A 22,099-nucleotide genomic window follows, 5' to 3' on the forward strand; every position below is an offset into this window, starting at 1 on the left:
TCAATTCGTAGCCGAAGCGCTGAGACGATCGAGCGAAATGTCGGCGGCCGCGCCGCTGCCGCCCTCCTGGCCGTCGGAGCCGAGCGATACGATGTCGTAAGCGCCGTGTTCGCCGGGCACACGATAAATGTAAGCATGATTCCAAGGGTCGTTGGGGACGCTGGCGCCCTTCAGATAAGGCCCGTTCCAGGCGCCGCCGCCGGTAGGCCGCACCAGGGCGGCAAGGCCTTCGGCGGAGGACGGATAGCGGCCGGTATCGAGATTGTAGAGGTCCAGCGCGCTGGCGAAGCTCTGCATCTGGATCTTCGCCGCCTTGACCTTGGACTCGCTGAGATAATTGAGCACGCGCGGACCGATCAGGCCCATGATGAGGCCGATGATCGTGATCACGACCAGCATCTCCACCAGCGTGAAGCCGGCTTCCGAGCTCTGCGCGTTGGCGCCGTATCGCCTCGGCGACATGGCAGAATTCTGTTTCGACATTGTCTTCCCCTTCATCCCACGAGTTGGGTAACCGACAAGAGCGCGGTCATGACCGAGACGATCAGCCCGCCCACCACGGTGCTGATCGTGACGATCGCGAGCGGGCCGATGATGCCCACGATCCGATCGAGGCTGCGCTGGAGCTTGGCCTCGTAGAATTCGGCGACGCGTGCGGCGAGCGCGGGCAGCTGGCCGGTTTCCTCGCCGAGCCGCAGCATCCGCACCGCCATCGGCGGCAGGCTGCTGGCGGCCGAAAGCGCATCGGACAGCTTGCCGCCATGTCTCACCCGCTCGGCCGCTGCCGACCAGGTCGCGACGTTGCCGGTCACCGCCATGATGTCGATCAGGATGCGCAGCGTTGCCGTCAGGCTGACGCCGCTCGCGAGCAGCACGCCGAGATTCCGGCAGAACAGGCTGGTCCGGTAGAACTGAAAGATGCCCGCAATGCCCGGAACGCGGGCGGCGGTGCTGATGATGGCCGCGCGGGTGGCAGGCCTGCGCAACAGCCACCAGACGCCGGCAATGACCGCCGCAGCCCCGAGCGAGAGCGCGACGGCGTTGGCGTGCATCGCATCCGACAGGTCGATGAAGAAGCCAAGCGCAGTGTCGGACTTGCCGCCGAAATCTTGCAGCACGGAGGAGAATTGCGGCAGCACGACCAGGATGAAGAACAGCATCACGCAGACGGCTGCGATCAGCACGAAGACGGGATACTGCATGGCATCGGTCAGCTTGCGGCGCGTCTGCTCGGCCCGCGCGCGCTCGGCCCCAAGCGCCTCCAGCACCTGATCGAGCGTGCCGGAGACCTCGCCGACACGAACCAAAGCCACATACATCGCCGGGAACAGCTCCGGATGCGCAGCAACGGCGTCGGCAAGACTTTCGCCGCTCAACAGCGCGACCCGCAGCTTGGCGACCACGGGACGGAGCCGACCGACATCGGCATCTCCGGCAAGCAGCTCAAGGGCATCGTCGAGCCGCGCACCGGCGCGAAGCAGCAAGGCCAGATCGCGGGTGAACGTCGTGACTTCGGCGGCGCTCGGCCGATTGAACGGACCGAAGCCGACGGAAGACGACGGCTTCTTGTCCTCGATGGTCTCGATCGGCAACAGCCGCAGATATTCGATCCGCGCGGCGACCTCGCGCGCGCTCGGGGCCTGCAGCGTGCCGTGGACGATCTCGCCGTTTTGCGTCAGCGCGCGATAGCGGAAATTGGGCACGGTTCACCTCAGCGCGCTGTCGTGACCCGAAGGATTTCGGCGGGTGAGGTCAATCCGGCGCGGCATTTGGCAAGACCGTCGTCGAGCATCGTCGTCATGCCCGCCCGAATGGCCGCCTGGTCGATCTTATGACCGTCGGTTTTCTCCCCGATCAGGCTGCGCAGCTCGTTGTCGACCTCGAGCACTTCGAACACGCCGAGCCGTCCGCGATAGCCGGAGCCGCTGCAGCGTTCGCATCCCACGGGATGATGGGTGATCTCGCCGGCGCGCAGGCCGAGCGCCGCAAGCCGCGGGTCCTCGGTAAAATCCGCGTCCGTCAACGGCCGCGCCGTCTTGCAGCGCTCGCAGAGCTGCCGCACCAAGCGCTGTGCGATCACCGCACGCAAGGTCGATCGCAACAGATAGGCTTCGATGCCGAGATCGAGCAGGCGCGGCAAGGCCGCCGCCGCGGTTTCCGTGTGCAACGTGGTCAGGACCAAGTGACCGGTCAGCGCGGCGTGCACGGCCACATGGGCTGTCTCGGCGTCGCGCACCTCACCGACCATGATCACATCCGGATCCTGGCGGACGAACGAGCGCAGCGCCGTCGCAAAGGTCAGCCCGATCGCGGGCTTGACCTGGGACTGGTTGACGCCGGGGATCTCATATTCGACCGGATCCTCGATGGTGAGAATCTTACGGGTCGGCTCGTTGAGGATGGAGAGAATCGTGGCGAGGGTCGTGGTCTTGCCGCTGCCGGTCGGTCCGGTGATGACGATCATGCCGTGCGGCAGCTTGAGCAACCGACGCAGCTTGACCTCGTCGGTCGCTGAAAAGCCGAGCTTGTCCATGACCAGCAGCCCACGATCCTTGGGCAGGATGCGGATGACGGCGGATTCGCCGTGTTGCGCCGGCATGATGGCGACGCGGATATCGATGTCGGTGCGGCCGACGCGCAACCGGGCCGCACCGTCCTGCGGCAATCGCCGCTCGGCGATATTGAGGCTGGCGACGATCTTGATGCGCGAGATCACGGCCTGTGGCAGCACGCCGGCCGGCGCCGGCACCGGGCGAAGCAGGCCGTCGATCCGCAGGCGCACGACGAGGCCGCTCTGAAACGGCTCGATATGGATGTCGCTGGCCCGGAGTTCGACGGCTTTCTCCAGGAGATCGTTGACGGCGCGGACCACCGGCGCGCCGCTGGCGAGGTCCCGCAGGCTCTCGATGTCGTCTTCGCGAAGCTGCGGCAGTCCCTCAGCCTCGCCCTGCCCTCCGTCATTGCCGTCCTCGGCAAGCCGCCGGTCCAGCACGATCGACAGGTCCTCGAAGGAGGCAACCTGGAGCGCAAAATCGCCTCCCAGCACGATCTCGGCGGCACGGCGTGCGGCCTGGTCGGTCGGGTCGGCGACGGCGAGAATCACGCCTCCACCCTCTGCCCGGTATGGAAACAGCAGGGTCTCGCGCAGGAAGCGCTGCGAGAACGGAGCCACCAGCGGCTCGGCGGTCAACAGGTCCTGTAACGCAACACGATCGAGCCCATAAAACCGTGCGGCTTCGTCCGCGAACTCGTTCGGCGACAGGTCCGTCAGCTCCCACAATTTTATCGCCGGACTTCCGCCCCCGCCGGCTTCTTCTGTGGCGGCTGCCGCCTTGAGGTGCCGCATCTGGCGAAGATGCTCGACAAACGGCAATGACTGATGACCGGTCATGCGTCTTTCCAGTCGCACTGCGTGGTGAGCGGATGCGGCGGGGCGTGCCTGTCAGGCCGCGGATCGCCGGAGCCCTGCTTATCGATCTCGAATATGACACCCGTACGAAACGGATCGGCTCCGTCCACCGGGCCGGAATGCCACAGTCACCACTCATTCGCGACAACGGGCCGCGCTCTAATCGTTCTGTCATATTGGCGCGCTAGGCAGGCAACACGCCAGGGAACGCCTCACGCGATCCGTGACGGTGCTTTTCTTTGGAGTTGATCGGCGAAAGTATGGTGCGTGTTGGCTATAAGCGCCGGTCTCAGACGGCTAAAGGCGATTTGCGTCCGAGAGTTGTCGCGATCGCGGCAGCATGGGGCATCCTGACCCTGTTGTCCGCGTGCAATTCTGCAACTGTCGGCACTGTCGCTCCGGGCGATATCGATCCGCTCGACAAGGTGCGATCGCTCGATATCATGCCGCGTCAGGCGGACGGCCCGGGCGGGTCGCAGGCGGCCACCCCGCGCAATAGCCGCGCTGCAGTCTACGAAGGGACCGAGATCAACGACGTTCCCGACGCGCGGCCCCGCCCGGTCGCGAGCGGCGGCGGCTATGATCTGAACTTCGAAAACACGCCGGTCGGCACCGTTGCCAAGGTGGTGCTCGGCGACATCCTGGGCACCGGCTATACGATTGACCCCCGGGTCCAGGGCACGGTCAGCCTGGTCTCGGTCCGGCCCGTGCCGAAATCCGATATCGTCTTCGTGCTGGAGAATGCGCTGCGGCTGAGCGGCGTGGTCCTGATTCACGATGCGACCGGTTATCGATTGACGCCGCTCGGCGACGCCGTTGGCGCCGGCCGGGTCGATGCGGAGGCGGCCAATCCTGAGCCCGGTTACGGCGTCTCGGTGGTGCCCTTACAATATGTGTCGGCGCCGACCATCCTCAAGCTGATGGATTCGTTCGCCACCAAACCCGGGAGCGTACGCGCCGATTCCACCCGCAACCTGCTGCTGATTCAGGGCACCGGCGCCGAGCGGCGCAATGCGGTGGAGACGGTCATGAGCTTTGACGTGGATTGGATGCGCGGCCAGTCGGTCGGGATCTATCCGCTCAGCAACAGCGCACCCGAGCCTCTCATCGCCGAACTCGAGAAGATCATGGACTCCGGAGAATCCGGATTGAGCCAGGGCGTGCTCAAGTTCCAGGCTGTGGCCCGGATGAATGCGATCATGGTGGTCAGCCGCAAGCCGGCGCTGCTGCAGACTGCGGCGACCTGGATCAAGCGCCTCGACCGCGAGGACGCGGCCCGGAACAGCGTCCACGTCTATCAGGTCAAGTACGGCGAGGCGAAGCAGATCGCGCGCGTGCTCAACGACATGTTCATCGGCGGCTCGTCCTCGTCCTCGCTCGACAGCGCCGACAATCAGCTCGCACCAGGATCGGGATCGACGACCTCATCGAGTGTGGCGGACCGGTTGTCGCTGAACTCGAATTCCTCGTCGAACTCGCAGTCGAACGGCTTCGGCTCCCGGCAGTCCGGCACCTCCTCGAGCAGCGGCATGTCCGGTTTCGGCCAGTCGCAGTCGGCCGGCACGACCGGCAAGAGCAGCGGAAGCAGTGGGCCCGACGCGCTCGACAGCAGCCGCAGCGGCTCCGGCGGCAACGGGCAGGCGCTCCTGCAGGGCGTGCGCATCACGCCCGACGTCGTCAACAATACGCTCCTGATCTATGCCGACCAGGCCAACTACAAGATCATCGAGGGGACGCTGCGCCAGGTCGACCAGGCGCCGCTGCAGGTCGCGATCGAAGCGACGATTGCCGAGGTGACGCTGACCAACGAGCTCAGCTATGGTGTCCAGTTCTACATCACCAGCAAATACAGCTCGCTTCTGAACACGCAGTCCACCTCCGCGCCGACATCGACAACGTCGACGGTCAACGGCGTGACGTCCACCGTGACGAACGCGCTGATCAATCGCGCCTTCCCCGGATTCAACTTTTTGATTGGATCGGATTCGAACCCGAAGGCAATTCTCGATGCGCTGCACGCGGTCACCAGCGTGAAGGTGTTGTCGAACCCCTCGCTCGTCGTCATCAACAATCAGGCTGCGACCTTGCAGGTCGGCGACGTGGTCCCGGTCTCGACCGGCAGCGCCACGGTGCTGAGTTCGAGCAACACGGTCGTCAACACCATCGATTATCGCAATACGGGCATCATCCTCCGGGTGTCGCCGCGGATCAACGCCAATGGCAATGTCCGGCTCGAGGTCGAGCAGGAGATCAGCAACGTCTCGCCGCAGACTGCCACGAGCCTGACGCCGACCGTTTCGGAGCGGCGGGTCAAGAGCTCGGTCTCGGTCGTGTCCGGACAGACCGTGCTGCTTGCCGGTCTGATCAGCGAGCAGCAGAATGGCAGCCGCAACGGCATTCCGATTTTGGATGAGATCCCGCATTTCGGCGACGCTTTCGGATATCAGGACAAGAAGGGCACGCGCACCGAGCTGATCATCTTCATCCGGCCGCAGATCATCCGCAACGGAACCGATGCCCACCATGTGGCCGAGGAACTGCGGTCGAAGCTGCGCGGCAGCGTGGGAGCGAGTACCGACGACCTCACCATGCACACGGTTCATTGACATGGCCGACCGGATCAAGCTCTGCTGTTCGCAACTCGTGCTCGGCCTGCTCGTCGCCTGCAGCCTTGGTTCGATCCAGCCGGCGCGCGCAGACGGCGTGGCGCGGGCGACCTCGGCCTACGCTCGCGGCGACTATCTGACGACCGTGCGGATCCTGACCCCGCTCGCGCTGCGCGGCAATGCCAAGGCACAATCCTTTCTCGGCTTCATGTATGAGAACGGCTACGGCGCGCCGCAGGCCTATGTGGCAGCGGTCGACCTCTACATGAAGGCTGCGGTTTGCGGCAATCCCTTCGGCCAAGTCATGCTCGGGCTGATGTACGACAAGGGTCATGGCGTTCCGCAGGATTTCGTGCTGGCCTACAAGTGGCTCAATCTCGGCGCCGCCCGGGCTTCGCGGCGCGACCGCGACTATTACCTGCGCCTGCGCAATGCGGTGGCGTTCAAGATGTCGCCCGCTCAGATCGCCGAGGGCCAGCAGCTTGCCCTGATGTGGGCGCCGGGCCTGCCGTAAGAGGCCGATCCCATTTCCGTGGCGCCAGGCGCCCGCACTCTGTGCGCACGCGGGGCGCCCGGGCCGCGGGTAGAGACCGGTGAACGCCTATGCCACGCGACTTCAGCTCGCCGTATGGCGCTCATCCGTCCTGCCCGTGGCCTACCCGCCGGCCTAGTCCAGGCCGCGCTCGTGGCTGAGGCGAACCATCTCGTCGATGAAGATCTGCTTCTGCTTATCGTCGAGGCTCATATAGAGCGGGTCGGCGGAATCGGCGACGCTGCGCTGGTCGGCGGCGCGATCGACCAGGAACTGCGCCTCATTGCGCATCTGCTCGATGATGTCGTCGGGCGGATCGCGCTTGGCGCGGGCGATGCGCAGGTTCAGGCGCTCGGCTCCATTGTGGCCGAGATAGTGCATCGCGCTCGCGAACGCTCCCCAGTGCTTCTCCTGCTCCGGGGTGAGGCTCAGTTCCTTCTTGATGCGCTCGATATTGGCGTCGCTGTTGGCGACGATCTGCTCGGCGGTGAGCTGCGGTACGCCTTGCTGGGTCAGCATGGCCGGCGCCTTGGCCATCTTGCTGGCCTTGCCCGGCTTTGCCGGTTTCGCCTTCTGCGCTTCGTTGGGGGCCGGCGCAGGCTGGGCATTCTGGTTGTTGGTGCCAGACCGGCTGTTGGTGTCGGTGAAGGTTCCGGTCACGCCGGTGACCACACCGACCACGCCGCCAATCGCGCCGCCCAGCACACCGCCGACCGGACCGGCAGCCTTGTTACCCTCGCGGGCGCCCTGCTCGACTCCCTTGAACAGCCCCTGCGCGTCAACCTGCCGCGGCAGGCTGAGTGTTCCGCTCGTCAGCAGCCCGATCCCTATTGCAATGCACAGCCGCCATCGCTTGCGCATCGTCGGCATAGGGAAAGTCATGGGCGGGTCTCCGTGGCGGGTTAGCTGAGCAAGTCGGCCGACGCGAGATCATTGGATAGGCGATCCCGATTTCCGATTCGAATCTTACCGGTCTCGCAACGCCCAAGTCCATCTTTCGCAACGCGCTGCATTGCCACGCTTCAGAAGAGTAGGACAGACATCCTGGTAGTTCCGGCAAACCTCGCTCGATCGTCTCTGCAGATGTGCAGCGCGAAAGATGCTTCGCTGCAATGCAGCTTCAGCTACCGTCTCCGACTTTCGGCGCAAGCCATCAGTTCAACATTTCGCGTCACCTGGTTTCTCGACAGCCGCCGGCAATTCTGCTCTGATTGCGATCAGCAAACTCTCGAACAGGCCCATGAGGCCGCAATTCAAAACAACGGGATTTGCTCAAACAGAATCCGATTGGCCTACCAGGGAGGGAACGCCATGTTACGGAGGAAGCTTACTCGCCGACAATTTGTTGCCGCTACCGCTGCTACCACCACCGCGCTCTTTGCCGCGCCTTACGTCCGCAGTGCCCATGCCGCCGGGAAGGTCTCGATCGGCTTCTGGGACCACTGGGTGCCCGGAGCCAACCAGGCATCGACTGATCTCGTCAAGGAATGGGGCGAGAAGGAGAAGGTCGAAGTCCAGATCGACTACATCACGAGCCAAGGCAACAAGAACCTCGTGACCATCGCCGCCGAGGCGCAGGCCAAGTCCGGCCATGACATCTTCCAGATGCCGACTTGGTGGTGTCACTCCAACTCGGACCTCATGGAGCCGGTCAACGACATCATGGAGCCGATCATCAAGGAGAACGGCGATGTCAATGGCACGGTCAAATATCTCGGCATGCTCGATGGCAAGTGGATGGGCGTGCCGGCCTGCGTCGGCAGCCAGATCAAGGGCCCCTGCTCCCGCATCGATTTGATGAAGAAATATGCCGGGATCGACGTGCAGGAGATGTATCCGGCAGGCTCGCCGCCCAAGGCTGATAATTGGACGCTCGACGCGTTCCTCAAGGCGGCCGAAGCCTGCCACAAGGGCGGCTATCCGTTCGGCATCGGGCTCGGCGAAACGACCGACAGCGTCGATTCAGCTGGCGCATTCTTCCAGGCGTTCGGCGCCGATCTCGTCAATGCCAAAGGTGACATCACGGTCAAGACCGATGCGGTACGGCAGGCGCTCGACTTCTATAAGCGGCTGATCGCGTTCCTGCCGCCGGATGTCGCGGCCTGGGACGACGCCTCCAACAACAAATGGCTGGTCGCCGGCAAGGGCGCGATGATCATGAACCCGCCGAGCGCCTGGGCGGTGGCCAAGCGCGACGCGCCGCAGGTCGCCGAGCAGCTCTGGACCCACGGCTTCCCGATCGGACCGAAGGGCCGCTACGCGCCGTTCCTGCCCTACTTCTGGTCGATCTGGAACTTCTCCAAGAACAAGGAGGCAGCCAAGAGCCTGCTGGTGCATCTGTCCAAGCCGGCCTCGATCGAGAAGATGGTCAATGCCAGCGGCGGCTACGACCTGCCGGCCTTCGAGAAGCTGACCACGCTGAAGATCTGGGCGGAGGCCGAGCCGCCGAAGGGCACGCTCTATCACTATCCGAACCCCTACCATCACCAGACGCTGTCGATCGCGGCCTCGCCGGCGCCGCCCAAGATCGCGCAGCAGATCTACTTCCAGGCCACGCAGACCAAGATGTGCCTGCGCTACGCGCAAGGCGAGAAGATGGAGGATACGCTCGCCTGGGCCGAGGGCGAGTGTGAAGGATTCCTGCGCAGCTAGCCGGATTCCGTTTGCGGAAGGGGCGGCCGCGCCATCAGCCGGCCGCTCCGCCCTGACCTGTTTGCCCCCGATCAGCCGCATCACGTCGCACCAATCGGCGTGGCGGCGAGCAATCCTGCAAGGATGACTGCTTCATGGCCGATGTCGCCTTTCAACAGAACCGGATCGCCCGCTCGTCGCCGGCAAAACGTACGACGCTGCACAAGGCGCTGAAGCGCAAATCCACCGTCGCGTTCCTGATGACGCTGCCGTTGATCGCCCTGATCGCGGTGCTCGTGGTCTATCCCGCGTTCTACTCGCTGCATCTGGCGACCCTGAACAAGGCGATGACGAAGTTCGTCGGCGTCGGCAACTTCACCTTCCTGTTCAAGCGCGACACGTTCTGGATGGTAGTCAAGCAGTCCTGTATCTTCGCGATCACGGCTGTCGTCTTCAAGGCGCTGATCGGATTCATCGTCGCCCATTTCGTGCACTACATCCCGGCCAAGGGCCAGCGCAAATGGCGCGGCATGCTGCTGGTGCCGTGGGTGATCCCGCCCGCCATGAGCACGCTGGCCTGGCTGTGGCTGTTCGACCCCTCCTACAGCGCGTTCAACTACACGCTCTCGTTCTTCGACATCGGCCCGATTCCCTGGCTCGCCGACGCGCTGTGGGCGCGGTTCTCCGTCATCCTCGTCAATGTCTGGTACGGTGCGCCGTTCTTCATGATCATGTACCTGGCGGCGTTGAAGTCGGTCCCGGAGCAGCTATACGAGGCGGCGGCGATCGACGGCTGCAACTGGTGGCAGCGCATCTGGTACGTGACCCTGCCGATGATGCGCAACATCATCGCGATCACGACGCTGTTCTCGCTGATCGTGACCTTTGCCAATTTCGACATCGTCCGGATCCTGACCTCGGGCGGGCCGCTCGACCGCACCCATCTGTTCGCGACCTGGGCCTTCAAGCTCGGCATCGAAAGCGGCGACATTCCGCTCGGTGCCAGCGTGTCGCTGTTCATGTTCCCGATCCTGGCGATCGCCGCGATCTTCATCCTGCGCGATGTCTCCAAACGAGGGAACGAAGCCTGATGAGCACGCTCACCGTCGACAAGGCCGGCCCGAGCCGCACGGTCAGCCGCGGCAGCATCAGCCGCGACCGCGCATGGGCACTGCGCTGGTCCTATTTCTTCCTGATCCTGTTCACGATCGTCTCGCTGACGCCGCCATTCTACATGCTGATCACATCGCTGAAGGGCAGCGCCGAGATCTCGGCGGCGACCAATCCGTGGTGGGTGTTCCATCCCACCTTGTCGAACTATGCCGAACTGCTTGGCTCGAGCCGGTTCCTGCGCTTCTTCCTCAATTCCGCACTGGTCTCCGTCCTGGTGGTGATCATCACGATGCTGATCAGCATCCCGGCGGCGTTCGCGCTGTCGCGCATGAAGTTCTGGGGCTCGGCGACGCTCGCGACCGGCGTGTTTCTCACCTATCTGATCCCGGACTCGCTGCTGTTCCTGCCGCTGTTCAAGATGTTCTCCCATTTCAGCGAGCTGACCGGCATCCCGCTGATCAACCGCTGGTACGTGCTGGTGCTGGTCTATCCGACCCTGACCGTGCCGTTCTGCACCTGGATCATGATCGGCTATTTCGCCTCGATCCCGAAGGAGCTCGACGAGGCCGCGATCATCGACGGCGCCTCCTGGCTGCAGACCTTGACGCGGATCTTCATTCCGGTCGCGCTGCCCGGCCTGATCGCCGCGACCATCTTCGCCTTTACGGTCTCCTGGGCGCAGTTCCTCTATCCCATGGTGTTCACGACCTCGGAGAACCAATTGGTGCTGCCCGTCGGCATCGTCACCACCCTGATCAAGGGCGACGTCTTCAACTGGGGGCAGATCATGACCGGCGCGCTGCTTGGCGCCGCGCCGCCGCTGATCATCTACGCATTCCTGATGGACTACTACATTGCCGGCCTGACCGCCGGCGCGACGAAAGGTTGAGCGCGATGGCGGAAGTCAGCTTGCGGAAGGTGATAAAGCGTTACGACGATGTCGAGGCTGTCCGAGGCATCGATCTCGACATCGCCGACCACGAATTCGTCGTGCTGGTCGGTCCCTCCGGCTGCGGCAAGTCGACCACGTTGCGGATGATCGCCGGTCTTGAGGATATTTCCGACGGCGACATCATGATCGGCGGCGACGTCGTCAACGACGTGCCGCCGAAAGACCGCGACATCGCGATGGTGTTCCAGAACTATGCGCTCTACCCGCACATGACGGTCGCCGAGAACATGTCGTTCGGGCTGCGGCTGAAGCATTATCCCAAGGCCGAGATCAAGAGCCGGGTCACGGAAGCCGCGCGCATGCTCGACATCACCGACCTGATCGATCGCAAGCCGAAGCAGCTCTCCGGCGGCCAGCGCCAGCGGGTGGCGATGGGCCGCGCCATCGTGCGCAATCCGAAAGTGTTCCTGTTCGACGAGCCGCTCTCCAATCTCGATGCCAAGCTGCGGGTGCAGATGCGGATCGAGATCAAGAAGGTTCACCAGAAGGTGCGCACCACCACCGTCTATGTCACCCACGACCAGGTCGAGGCGATGACCTTGGCCGATCGCGTCGTGGTCATGAACAAGGGACGGATCGAGCAGATCGGAACCCCGAACGAGCTCTATCATCACCCCGCCACCCGCTTCGTCGCCGGCTTCATCGGCTCGCCCGCGATGAACTTCCTGCCCTGCCGGCTGGAAGAGGCCAGCGGACGGCTGCACGTGAGGCTGACCGATCGCCTGGCGTTTCCGCTGCCGCCGGCGCGGGCCGCGCGCTATCAGTCCGTGTCGCGGAATGAGCCGCTGCTGCTCGGCATCCGCCCCGAGCACATCACCGAGGCGAGGCCGCATGCCGAGCCCGGCGTGGAGCCGTTCGAAGCCATGCTGGACGTGACCGAGCCGATGGGCATGGAGACGCTGGTCTACTTCACGCTCGATGCCACCCAGGTCTGCGGGCGCGTCAGTCCGAACGCCGCCGCGCGCGATGGTGCCCCGCTCAGAATGGCGATGGACCTCAATAATATGCACCTGCTAAATGAAGCCACAGGCCTCGTCATCTGACGAGGCCGACAAGAACGTGCTTCAAGGGCAGGAAATGACAACGAACACGGCTGCAAGCAACAAGAAGAAAGTCCTCGTCACCGAATCCTTCTCAGCCAAAGGCCGCGCGCTGCTCGCGGCGCGCGACGACGTCGAGATGGTCGAGTTCTCCAACATGATCTCGGCCGCCGACTTCAATGCGCTGTTGCAGACGCATGCGCCGGTGCACGGCGTCGCGCTCGGCGCGACCCGGTTCGGCGAACCCGAACTCGACTCCTCCGGCGGCATCGAAGTCGTGACCCGCATCGGCGTCGGCTACGACGCGGTCGATGTTCCCGCCTTGAGCCGGCGCAAGGTGCCGCTGATGGTGGCGGGCACGGCGAACTCCCCTTCCGTCGCCGAGCAGGCGCTGTTCATGATGCTGACGCTGGCGAAGCGCGCCAACGAGATGCACGCGATGGTCAAGGACGGCACCTGGGCCTCGCGGCTCGGCGTGCTGCCGTTCGATCTCTACGGCAAGACCGTGCTGATCATCGGCTTCGGCCGCATCGGCACCCGCACCGCCAAGCGGTGCCTCGCGATGGAGATGCAGGTGCTGGTCTACGATCCCTACAAGCCTGCCGCGGAGATCACGGCGGCCGGTTGCGAGCCGGTCGCCGATCTCGATGCCGCCCTGCCGCGCGCCGATTTCGTCAGCATCCACTGCCCGAAGACGCCGGAGACCGTCGGCATGTTCAACGCGGCACGCCTGCGGCTGATGAAGCCGACCGCCTATCTGATCAACACCGCGCGCGGCGGCCTGATCGACGAGGCGGCGCTGTACGACGCGCTGGTCACGGAAAAGATCGCGGGCGCCGGCCTCGACGTGTTCGAGCAGGAGCCGCCACCGGTCGGCCATGCGCTGCATAGCCTTCCCAACGTGATCATGGCCCCGCATGTCGCCGGCGTCACCCGCGAGGCGGTGGATCGGATGAGCGAGCAGACCGCCCGCAACATCCTGAGCGTGCTCGACGGCGCGCCGATCGCCGAGAACGTCATCAACAAGGACGTGCTCTGACGATCTTGGCCGCACCGGATTCGGACAAGGAGTCCAAGGATTTGCGGCCATTTCCCAAACTGTGTCGGCAGCTCTGGGCCGGCCCGGCGTGACATCCGGCCCATTCAGCTTCGCCATCCAATCGTCATATTGCGGGAGACCCCGAAAACCGGCTACAACCATCGGCATAGGCAGCCCGCATTTGCGCGCGTCAGTAAGGGGGTGCTGCTGATGAGTGTTGCGACCGATCATGCGCTGGCGACCATCGCGAGCATTCTGCACAGGCCGGAATTGTTGCCGGACGCGGGCAAAGCCGCGTCTCCCGATGTTGTGGAGACGGCCGCCGAACTCGATAGCGACCAGATCGCGGCCGCCGACGGCTACAGCAAGACCGGCCCGGGACCGATGGCCGCCATCCGTTTCAAATGGACCGTACGCCGAGGCGACGATGGCCATTATGTCGACGAGACCGTCGGCACCGGTTCGGCGACGGTCAGCAATGGCCCGATGAGCGCCGGGGCAGCGATCAAATTCGCCGACGACCGCGCGGCCGAAGCACATGCGCGGTTCGAGGCCCTGAAGAGCGAGATGACCGGCCGGGGCCCGACCGTCCCGTTCCTGCCAACCGGCGTCGGCGAGAAGTAACGCCCTACACCGATCGCGGCGGACCGAGAAAGTCCGGCTTGGCAAGCGGCACGCCGGCGTGGCGCAGGATGTCGTAGGCCGTCGTCACGTGGAAGAAGAACTGCGGCAGGCTGAAGGTCAGCAGCAGCGATCGCCCCGTGAACGCGCGTGTGGCGCCGCTGCGGAAGGCGAACACGACCTCCCGATCGGCGCTGGCCTGAATTGCCCCCACCGGCAGGCTCCGCACGAAGGCGACGGCGCGGCCGATCCGCGCCTTCAATTCCGGGATGTCGGCATCTGTTTCCTCCGTCGCGGGCGCCGCCTGCCCCGCCAGCAATGCGCAGGCGATGGTGGCGTGGCGGTTGGCCTCACAGACCTGGCGCGTCAGATTGAACATGTCGGGCGCAAGGCGCATCGCGAGCAGCGCGGCAGCGTCGATGTGCTGCGCATCGGCATAGGCCGCCGCGCGATCGAGCAGGCCGGAGAGATTGGTCAGATACGGGACAAAGACGTCGACCGATGCCTCAACCATCGAGATGCTCACAGAGGTCGCTCTCCCACTCGCCGAAGAACTGCGCCTCGTGTACACAGGGCGCCAATCACGAACAGCCATCACCAACAAAGGAAGGTTATAGGGGATGAAAGGTCTGAAGGCTTCAATTTCCGTCTTGGTCGCGGCTGCCGCCTGCCTTCTCAGCGTCTCCGCAAGCGCCGAGCCCGCCTCGCGGCTCGACGAGATCATCCAGCGCGGCACGTTGCGGGTCGGCATGACCGGCGATTACAGGCCTTTCACCTATCTCGACAAGACGACAGGCCAGTTCACCGGCTTCGATGTCGACATGGCCGATGCCCTGGGCAAGGCGCTGGGCGTCAAGGTCGAGTTCGTGCCGACGGCGTGGCCGCAGATGATGAAGGATTTCGAGGCCGACAAGTTCGACATCGCCATGGGTGGCGTCTCCATCACGCTCGACCGGCAAAAGAAGGGCTTGTTCTCGACGCCCATCATGCGCGAAGGCAAGACCCCGATCGCGCGCTGCGCTGATACCGGCAAATACCAGACGCTCGCCGATATCGACAAGCCGGGCACCCGCGTGATCGTCAATCCCGGCGGCACCAACGAGCGCTTCGCCCGCGCCAACATCAAGGCGGCCGAGGTCAAGGTCTACAACGACAACGTCACCATCTTCGACGAGATCGCCAAGGGCGATGCGGACCTGATGATCACCGACGCCTCCGAGACCCGCTACCAGCAGAAGCTCCATCCCGGGGTGCTCTGCGCCATGCATCCCGACAAGCCGTTCGACTTCGCCGAGAAAGCCTACTGGCTGCAGCGCGACGTGCCGCTGAAGGACTTCGTCGATCAATGGCTGCACATTTCGATGGAGAATGGCAGCTTCAAGAAGATCTATGCGACCTGGTTCGAATAGGAGCGAAGGTCCGGAAACGCCATCGGTCGTTTTCGGACCTCGTCATCAGCTCCCGCTCGCACCATCAAGGCCATCGCGCTACATCGCGAGCCATGCACGATCTTGCCGCCCTCTACGAAGCCTTTTGCCGCCGTGACCCGGTGATCGACGGCGTCGTCTTCGTCGCCGTCAAGACCACCGGCGTCTACTGCCGGCCCGTCTGTCCGGCGCGGACGCCGCTGGCGCGGAATGTCCGCTTCTACCGAAGCGCCGCGGCCGCCGAACAGGCCGGCTATCGGCCCTGCCTGCGCTGCCGCCCCGAGACCGCACCGTTCTGCCCGGCCTGGAAGGGAACGCAGAGCACAGTGGATCGCGCGCTGACGCTGATCGAAGCCGGCGCGCTCGATCATGACGGCCTCGATGCGCTGGCGGACCAGCTCGGCATCAGCGCCCGCCATCTGACGCGGCTGTTCGCGGCGCATCTCGACGCGTCGCCGACCCAGATTGCGCAGTCGCTCCGCGTCCAACGCGCCAAGCGGTTGCTCGACGGCACGACGCTCCCGCTCGCGCAGATCGCAAGCCGCGCTGGCTTTTCCAGCCCGCGCCGCATGAGCGCGACTTTCGTCAGTCTCTACGGTCGTCCGCCATCGAGACTACGCGCAAGCAGGCGAACGACGCACTAACAGCAAAGGACAGGATATGTCGGGCAAGACCTACGGGACTGTCGAAGACAGCAGGCGAAAAGAGATGAGCGGCCTCCAGTTCGTCCAGGGGCTCGCGGACGGAACGCTGCCGCTCAACACCATCGCACGCACGCTTGGCTACGACGTCGCCGAGGCATCGAAAGGGCGCGTTGTCGTGACCGCCATGCCAACCGATGCTCACCTCAATCCCGCCGGCACTGTCCACGGCGGACTCGCTGCAACGTTGCTGGATAGCTGCATGGGCCTTGCGATCTGGTCGATGCTCGACAAGGGCTTGAGCCAAACGACGCTCGAGTTCAAGATCTCCCTGCTCCGCCCGATCACGCCAGCCACCGGACTGATCCGCGCCGAAGGCGCGGTCCTCAATTGCGGGCGCCGCGTCGGCACCGCCGAGGGCCGGATCATCGATGTCAGCGGCCGCCTGCTCGCACATGGCACGACCACCTGCCTGATCTTCGATGCGTGATGGAGCGTCGTCGCAGGTCCGCTTTTACCCGAAGCAGACATGGCTCGCAGGCAGTGCTAGGGTCAAGTCTGCAGCAATCCAACGGAAGTCCTCATGACAAGAACTCTCACGATCGCAGCCAAGGTCGTCTGGGCGGCCTCGATGATCGTTTTGAGCTTGGCTGTAGGGGCGGCCTACGGATGGCAAAGCCACGGTCCGATTGGCGCTACGGCGCTTGGCTTTGTTGGACTGGTGGTCGGCGTCGTCCTCGCCGCGTCGCCGATGCTCGTTCTTCAACTTCTACAATAGTCAATCGTCTTAGCGGAAATCCTTGATGGCGTGTGCGATGAAATCGTTTATGGCGAGACTGGGCGAGGTCAGCACGCGATGAGCAAATCTGAGGTTTGGACCGAACGTGAACGGGTGCTTTTGATCGCGCTCGTCGCGATGGTCGAACAGTATTTGGACAAGTACGGTGACGAAGTGGACAGCCGCTCTATGTCCGCTGGCGAGCATGCAATAGAAGCGCTCGCGAGTTTTGGTTTGATGGAAAACATCAATACTCGCTTCGGACAATGGACAGAAGCGGGAAACCAGTTTCGCAAGGAGACTAACCCGTTTAGCGGACTCGCGTCGGCCGACAATCTCGGCGGCATCAAATTGGTCGGGCGTCCAAAGACCGAAAGCTGATCCAATCTTCAGATTCTGGCCCATCTCGGACCTTCCGGTCGGCGCCTGGGATGTCCGTTCTTGGGTTCGACCGGAAGTAGGCCGTAGAACGGTCGGGAAGGCCGGTTGTGACCCTGGCTGTGTGAAAAGCCGGTTTCTACAACCAAGACCCACAGCGGACATTCACCCTCCCAGCACGCACAATCTTCGCCGAGTGGTCTTCTTCGTGGCAAACCAGCTCGCTGTTGAGAAAATCTCGCCGCGATTCGAATACGGAATTCTGTTTCGCGGGTGCTTTGCACATATCATCGAGGTGATTGGTAACACTCCGAATGCCTCGGCTACGAATTGTCTTGGAAGATGGCCAGACACGCCGATGGACAGTGAGGCGCGAGAAACGACGGTACACGGAGGTAGGCGAGCAACGGCGAACGACTATCTCACAGTCTCACGCTCTGACTCACGCGACCTGGAACACCTCGTACTCAAGGCCGAAACCCGGTCTGCGGATAGCCTCATCAAAGGCATCCTAAGATACTACACCGCCGAACGGTAGTATGGGTCCCGGAATCAGGCGGACCCAACATAGTCATGGGACGCCTAACCACGTGGGTCATGGCCCGGGGCGCACGCGCCTTCAGAAAAGCCACGACCTCGGGACCTATGTCCTCAACAGACCGGTGCATCTTTCCGGCGTTCGAAAACAGCCCGCCACCTTCGTGATCAAGCCGAAGCGCGCCGACGTCGACGATCTCCCCAGCGCGAACCTGGAATTTGGCATGAGGGCCACCATACCCTTCATTTGTATTGTCGCACTTTATGCTCAGCAAAAGGTACTCGCCTGGAGGAAGTGAGGTAATCCCGCCAAACGCCGCCTTTCCTCCTCCTCCGATCACGCTGGCCCTGATCGTTTTCGTCGGTGCGTCCTTGTCGAGAGTTTGGCCGAGAGTGACTACAGGAAAGGCACAACGCGTGACACCCCCACCGATCTTTGGTGTGCTGAGGATCGCGTCAACGATCACCACACCTCGATGGTCTTGCAGCTCTCGAGCGATGTGTTCGTCGACCGACAAACCATCCTCCGGTCTTAGAACGTCCCCGCGCTGTGCCCGAGCAACAGTCATTGAAGCAACGACCGCGAGCCAGACAGCCAGAAAAATGGTACGCTTCATCGCCATTGTGCCTCCCGTAACCGCTCTCAATCCCGACGGATGTAGCTTATAAAATACAACCTTTGAGCCAAACGACCCGGAAAATCAGCCTGGCGAATGCGCATAAAAACTTCATACCATCTCTGGCTGCATTGGCAATGCCGGTCACCTTCCCTTCGGGACCGAACCGACGCGGCCCGATGAACTACGTCCGTTCGTGGCCCGATCTAAGACATGGACCGACCGCCTCGTCATGTCCGGAATTCGCCCGAACCGGGCTGGTCAGGCAGGATTGTTGATGTCTGTTGATCTGGGAAGGCCGGAAGTGTCTGCCATACGGTCGAACCGGCGTGATCAGCCCGTTACGGACGTGGGCTACGGGTCAAGGGCGGCTGATGGCCGTAGCCGGTGTACCCCAGCTTCGGAAATACCCCCTCCGTTCCGGGACCGACGTTTCGGGCCACAATCCGAATTCGTGACCAGTAACACGCAATCCTGAAAGCGGATCGTCGGGCTTTCGGCACTAGCCTGCCAGCAGAGACAGCCCGACTCCGATTACAATCAAGATCATCATAACGATTGTCGGCCGCACAGGAGTTGGTGCGCCGGGTCGAAATGTCCGCAACGTGGTTGCTACATACAACATGGGGACGAGCGCGGCAGCCGAGATGGTCAGGATCGCCCACGGTGCCCAGCGCTCGCCCTCGTGAAGCGCAAAACACAGCCACAGCAACGTGACACCAAGGGTAGCGAAGCCGCCCCCAATGATCTTTAGCATACCGAGAATGATTGCCTGAACTCCGGGATCGAGTTCAGCGAAAGGCTTTCCGGCCACGACGGCGTGATACGGCAAATATGCCTCGCGCCGCATATACCTCACGCCGAACAAAATCCCACCGAGCGCAACAACAAGCACCGCCGCCAGCGCAAAATTCAACATTTCGAATGCGAGCCCCCATCTTATTGGGTGATTGTATACCGCCCAACGGTCTGAGCAAGATTTGCGCTGACAAAACCGATGGCGACGCCCTGGCTACGACATCGCGGTTAGCCGAACCGAGACCGGATGAAGGTCCGCAACGGGTCAAGGGCGGCTGTCGCCAGTCGGCTGGTGGTGCGGCCGGTGTACCCCCAGCTTCGGAAATAAACCCCTCCGTTCCGCGACTTACGTTTCGGGCCAGAAGACGACGATCCGCATTCGTAGCTGTATCAGTGATCTCACCAACATTCACTGGTTGGTCTGCACTGAGCCAACTGCTAAAGAAGCTCTCTGCGCCTGTTTGTTGATGGGACGATGGGGATATGGCGAGACAAAAGAAGTTCTTGGTTTACAAGAACGTAACGCTATACCGGGCAAAAAAAGGCAGTAGAGAATACAGTAGCTGGTACGCGCTCATCCCGAACAAACAAGTTGAAGATGGGGATGGCGTTTTCGATATACGTCGACTTCCAAGAGGATATCGAAACGGGCAAGAACTTGAACTCGACCTTTCAGCAGCGAGAGCGCCTGAATCTGCGGGATACATGTATGACGGAGAGGGAGCCAAGCAGTTGATGGAGCTGAACGACGATGTTCACAGGAATGTTCTTCGGCGTGCGATTGATGATGGTTACAACTTTGAAGCTGCGGCGCGTGGCAACTACGGTCAATTTTTCCGTAGGCTAAAGCGGTGGCGGCAGCTGAAATCTGGTGCGCGATCTTAAAACTGGAAATGGCTGCTCTGGGTCGATTTGATCGGACTGTCCTGTCATGCCCGCAATTCGCCCTTAACGGGCATTCCCGGACTCTGATGAGAGGTACGTAATTGGCCCAGAGCGAACGTACGTCCAGGTGACCACGACGTCCAATGATGCCCGCGATCGATCGCCGAGAGCTCTCCACGCAGCGATCAGTGCCAATCCACCACCGAGCCAAACGTCCTGCGCCTAAACACGATGTTCGCGAGCATTTTCAAGGCGAAGCACCTTGTCCAGTCCTGTTGCTGAAAATATTCTTGTTTCTGTTTTTCAGAATTCGTGATTGACTGCAGCCATCCCACCTCGGCAAGAGGGGCGTTTCGGCCGATCGTCACGACACGTGAGGTGGGGAAGCGATGGCCGCGTCGCGCCGTGAGACGAACGGCGGATGATGCGGACGGCGAAATCGTGTGGTCCGGGCGCCCCGGTGCTGGCGCTAAGGTCACGGGCTCGATGAGGCCTGCGACTGACGGGGGCAATCAAGCCGGTCCCCGCGGAGATCACGTATAAGGCGTAAGCCCATCGCGCAGGGAATGCCGGATGTTCGGCTGAACCTGTGGTGACTGCCGCCTGCTTTCTTTGTTGCAGGCGGGCCATGGGCGAGGCCAGCGCCCGGCATTCCCTGCGCCCTCTTGATTGCAGAGGGTCACGATGATGCATCACTCGGACGCGAATAGCGCCGCGAGAAGGTGAGGCCATGTGTGGATCGACTCGGTCGACATACTCGGAGTCGTCCCGGCCCCTGAGCCGGGACCCATACTCACAGATCCCAGTTTGAGGTACGTCGGGTCTTGTCAGCAGTCGCAAGAACGGCAAGGCCGGTGGCTATGTGTCCCGGCGTTCGCCGGGACGACAGTGAGGTGCTGCGACGCTTGAGCGTCAATCGCCCGACTGCGTCGCCCGGTCAAGCCGGGCGACGACGGAGGACCTAATGAGCTCACCCGTTCCGATACGTGTAGCTGTAGCCGTTCAGCGCCGGCGCGCCGCCGAGATGGGCGTAGAGCACCTTGGAGCCTTCGGGGAAGTAGCCTTTCTTGACGAGGTCGATCAGGCCCTGCATCGATTTGCCTTCGTAGACGGGGTCGGTGATCATCGCTTCGGTGCGCGCGGCAAGCCGGATGGCCTCGTTGGTCTCGGCGCTCGGCACGCCATAGGCCGGATAGGCATAGTCCTCGAGGATCACGATCTCGTCGTCGCGCACCTTGCGCCCGAGCTCGACCAGCTCGGCCGTGTTGTCGACGATCTCGCGGACCTGGGCGCGGGTTTGGGCGGGCGTGCCGGAGGCATCGATGCCGATCACGCGATCGGCGCGGCCATCCGCAGCAAAGCCGACGATCATGCCGCCCTGGGTCGAGCCGGTCACCACGCAGACGATGACGTAGTCGAACTTGAAGCCGAGCTCGGCTTCCTGCGCCCTCACCTCCTCGGCGAAGCCGACATAGCCGAGGCCGCCATATTTGTGCACGGACGCGCCGGCCGGAATGCCATAGGGCTTGCCGCCGGCGTCTTTCACCGACTGGATCGCCTCTTCCCAGCTCTTGCGGATGCCGATGTCGAAACCGTCGGGCACGATGCGGCTGTCGGCGCCCATCAGGCGGGTCAAGAGGATGTTGCCGACGCGGTCGTAGACCGCGTCCTCATGCGGCACCCAGCTCTCCTGCACCACCACGCATTTCATGCCGATCTTGGCGGCAGTCGCCGCCACCATGCGGGTGTGGTTCGACTGCACGCCACCGATCGAGACCAACGTGTCGGCGTTCGACTCGATGGCGTCGGGCACGATGTATTCGAGCTTGCGCAGCTTGTTGCCGCCGAACGCGAGCCCCGAATTGCAATCGTCGCGCTTGGCGTAGATCTGGACCTTGCCGCCGAGGGCCTCCGTCAGCCGCGGCAAATGCTCGATCGGCGTGGGTCCGAAGGTAAGCGGATATTTCTTGAACTTGTCGAGCCGAAGCACCTGGCATCTCGCTGCTGGAGGGAAATCGGCTGGAAAGATAGTTTCAAAGTGCAGAAAGGTGCTCTCTTTCTTGCTCGCAAAACCTATGCTTTCGTACGGACTTGA

At 62.9% G+C, this 22,099-nt stretch carries 21 protein-coding genes; 14 read left to right on the forward strand and 7 right to left on the reverse strand.

The window, feature by feature from the left end; translation table 11 throughout:
- From gspG to QX071_RS18130, 3 genes are read right to left on the reverse strand one after another with little or no spacing between them, the layout of a single operon-like run.
- Positions 1 to 483: a type II secretion system major pseudopilin GspG gene (gspG, locus tag QX071_RS18120; RefSeq protein WP_409997620.1), complete on the reverse strand. Its 483-nt coding sequence runs from the start codon at positions 481 to 483 to the stop codon at positions 1 to 3.
- Between the two features lie 11 nt (positions 484 to 494).
- Positions 495 to 1,703, reverse strand: a complete 1,209-nt coding sequence (locus QX071_RS18125; RefSeq protein WP_315703990.1) for a type II secretion system F family protein — start codon at positions 1,701 to 1,703, stop codon at positions 495 to 497.
- An 8-nt stretch (positions 1,704 to 1,711) separates the two neighbouring features.
- Positions 1,712 to 3,391 carry a GspE/PulE family protein gene (locus QX071_RS18130; RefSeq protein ID WP_315703991.1) on the reverse strand — a complete coding sequence of 560 codons (1,680 nt, stop codon included), beginning with the start codon at positions 3,389 to 3,391 and terminating at the stop codon, positions 1,712 to 1,714.
- Positions 3,392 to 3,669: 278 nt separating this feature from the next.
- Between QX071_RS18130 and gspD the strand changes: the two genes are divergently transcribed.
- Both gspD and QX071_RS18140 read left to right on the forward strand, forming a co-directional pair.
- Positions 3,670 to 6,015, forward strand: coding sequence for a type II secretion system secretin GspD (gspD, locus tag QX071_RS18135; RefSeq protein WP_315703992.1), 2,346 nt, complete (start codon positions 3,670 to 3,672; stop codon positions 6,013 to 6,015).
- 1 nt (position 6,016) lies between these two features.
- Positions 6,017 to 6,529, forward strand: a complete 513-nt coding sequence (locus QX071_RS18140) for a tetratricopeptide repeat protein (RefSeq protein ID WP_315703993.1) — start codon at positions 6,017 to 6,019, stop codon at positions 6,527 to 6,529.
- A 153-nt stretch (positions 6,530 to 6,682) separates the two neighbouring features.
- Here QX071_RS18140 and QX071_RS18145 read toward each other — a convergent pair whose 3' ends face one another.
- Positions 6,683 to 7,429, reverse strand: coding sequence for a Spy/CpxP family protein refolding chaperone (locus QX071_RS18145; protein WP_410051534.1), 747 nt, complete (start codon positions 7,427 to 7,429; stop codon positions 6,683 to 6,685).
- 429 nt (positions 7,430 to 7,858) lie between these two features.
- On the opposite strand from QX071_RS18145, the gene QX071_RS18150 reads away from it, so the two are divergent.
- The 6 genes from QX071_RS18150 to QX071_RS18175 all read left to right on the forward strand — a co-directional run bounded on the left by QX071_RS18150 (position 7,859) and on the right by QX071_RS18175 (position 13,946).
- Complete coding sequence (locus QX071_RS18150; protein WP_315703994.1) at positions 7,859 to 9,199, forward strand: ABC transporter substrate-binding protein; 1,341 nt, start codon at positions 7,859 to 7,861, stop codon at positions 9,197 to 9,199.
- A gap of 134 nt (positions 9,200 to 9,333) precedes the next feature.
- Positions 9,334 to 10,269 carry a sugar ABC transporter permease gene (locus QX071_RS18155; RefSeq protein ID WP_315703995.1) on the forward strand — a complete coding sequence of 312 codons (936 nt, stop codon included), beginning with the start codon at positions 9,334 to 9,336 and terminating at the stop codon, positions 10,267 to 10,269.
- Complete coding sequence (locus QX071_RS18160) at positions 10,269 to 11,180, forward strand: carbohydrate ABC transporter permease (protein ID WP_315703996.1); 912 nt, start codon at positions 10,269 to 10,271, stop codon at positions 11,178 to 11,180. Before QX071_RS18155 ends, QX071_RS18160 begins: the two co-directional genes overlap by 1 nt.
- 5 nt (positions 11,181 to 11,185) lie before the next feature.
- Positions 11,186 to 12,286 (forward strand): sn-glycerol-3-phosphate ABC transporter ATP-binding protein UgpC, encoded by a 1,101-nt coding sequence (locus QX071_RS18165; protein WP_315703997.1) that lies wholly within the window; start codon positions 11,186 to 11,188, stop codon positions 12,284 to 12,286.
- Between the two features lie 34 nt (positions 12,287 to 12,320).
- On the forward strand, positions 12,321 to 13,322 hold the full coding sequence (locus QX071_RS18170) for a hydroxyacid dehydrogenase (protein ID WP_315703998.1): 1,002 nt from the start codon (positions 12,321 to 12,323) through the stop codon (positions 13,320 to 13,322).
- Positions 13,323 to 13,532: 210 nt separating this feature from the next.
- Complete coding sequence (locus QX071_RS18175; RefSeq protein ID WP_315703999.1) at positions 13,533 to 13,946, forward strand: hypothetical protein; 414 nt, start codon at positions 13,533 to 13,535, stop codon at positions 13,944 to 13,946.
- Positions 13,947 to 13,950: 4 nt separating this feature from the next.
- Here the strand turns inward: QX071_RS18175 and QX071_RS18180 are convergent, their stop codons facing one another.
- On the reverse strand, positions 13,951 to 14,457 hold the full coding sequence (locus tag QX071_RS18180) for a DUF1993 domain-containing protein (protein WP_315704000.1): 507 nt from the start codon (positions 14,455 to 14,457) through the stop codon (positions 13,951 to 13,953).
- A 106-nt stretch (positions 14,458 to 14,563) separates the two neighbouring features.
- Between QX071_RS18180 and QX071_RS18185 the strand changes: the two genes are divergently transcribed.
- From QX071_RS18185 to QX071_RS18205, 5 genes are all read left to right on the forward strand, one after another.
- Complete coding sequence (locus QX071_RS18185; RefSeq protein ID WP_315704001.1) at positions 14,564 to 15,352, forward strand: transporter substrate-binding domain-containing protein; 789 nt, start codon at positions 14,564 to 14,566, stop codon at positions 15,350 to 15,352.
- A gap of 92 nt (positions 15,353 to 15,444) precedes the next feature.
- Positions 15,445 to 16,014, forward strand: a complete 570-nt coding sequence (locus QX071_RS18190) for a bifunctional transcriptional activator/DNA repair enzyme AdaA (RefSeq protein WP_315704002.1) — start codon at positions 15,445 to 15,447, stop codon at positions 16,012 to 16,014.
- Between the two features lie 16 nt (positions 16,015 to 16,030).
- Positions 16,031 to 16,501 (forward strand): PaaI family thioesterase, encoded by a 471-nt coding sequence (locus QX071_RS18195; protein WP_316202142.1) that lies wholly within the window; start codon positions 16,031 to 16,033, stop codon positions 16,499 to 16,501.
- A 93-nt stretch (positions 16,502 to 16,594) separates the two neighbouring features.
- Positions 16,595 to 16,789, forward strand: coding sequence for a hypothetical protein (locus QX071_RS18200; RefSeq protein WP_315704004.1), 195 nt, complete (start codon positions 16,595 to 16,597; stop codon positions 16,787 to 16,789).
- 78 nt (positions 16,790 to 16,867) lie between these two features.
- Positions 16,868 to 17,170: a hypothetical protein gene (locus tag QX071_RS18205; protein ID WP_315704005.1), complete on the forward strand. Its 303-nt coding sequence runs from the start codon at positions 16,868 to 16,870 to the stop codon at positions 17,168 to 17,170.
- Between the two features lie 1,653 nt (positions 17,171 to 18,823).
- Here QX071_RS18205 and QX071_RS18210 read toward each other — a convergent pair.
- The gene (locus QX071_RS18210) at positions 18,824 to 19,240 is read right to left on the reverse strand and encodes a hypothetical protein (RefSeq protein ID WP_315704007.1); all 417 of its coding nucleotides are present in this window, start codon (positions 19,238 to 19,240) and stop codon (positions 18,824 to 18,826) included.
- Positions 19,241 to 19,602: 362 nt separating this feature from the next.
- Between QX071_RS18210 and QX071_RS18215 the strand changes: the two genes are divergently transcribed.
- Complete coding sequence (locus QX071_RS18215; RefSeq protein ID WP_315704008.1) at positions 19,603 to 20,004, forward strand: hypothetical protein; 402 nt, start codon at positions 19,603 to 19,605, stop codon at positions 20,002 to 20,004.
- 970 nt (positions 20,005 to 20,974) lie between these two features.
- On the opposite strand, the gene QX071_RS18220 is transcribed toward QX071_RS18215, so the two are convergent.
- Positions 20,975 to 21,994: a 1-aminocyclopropane-1-carboxylate deaminase gene (locus QX071_RS18220; protein ID WP_315704009.1), complete on the reverse strand. Its 1,020-nt coding sequence runs from the start codon at positions 21,992 to 21,994 to the stop codon at positions 20,975 to 20,977.
- Positions 21,995 to 22,099 lie beyond the last annotated feature (105 nt).

Source organism: Bradyrhizobium sp. SZCCHNS1022, from assembly GCF_032484835.1.
GTDB lineage: Bacteria > Pseudomonadota > Alphaproteobacteria > Rhizobiales > Xanthobacteraceae > Bradyrhizobium.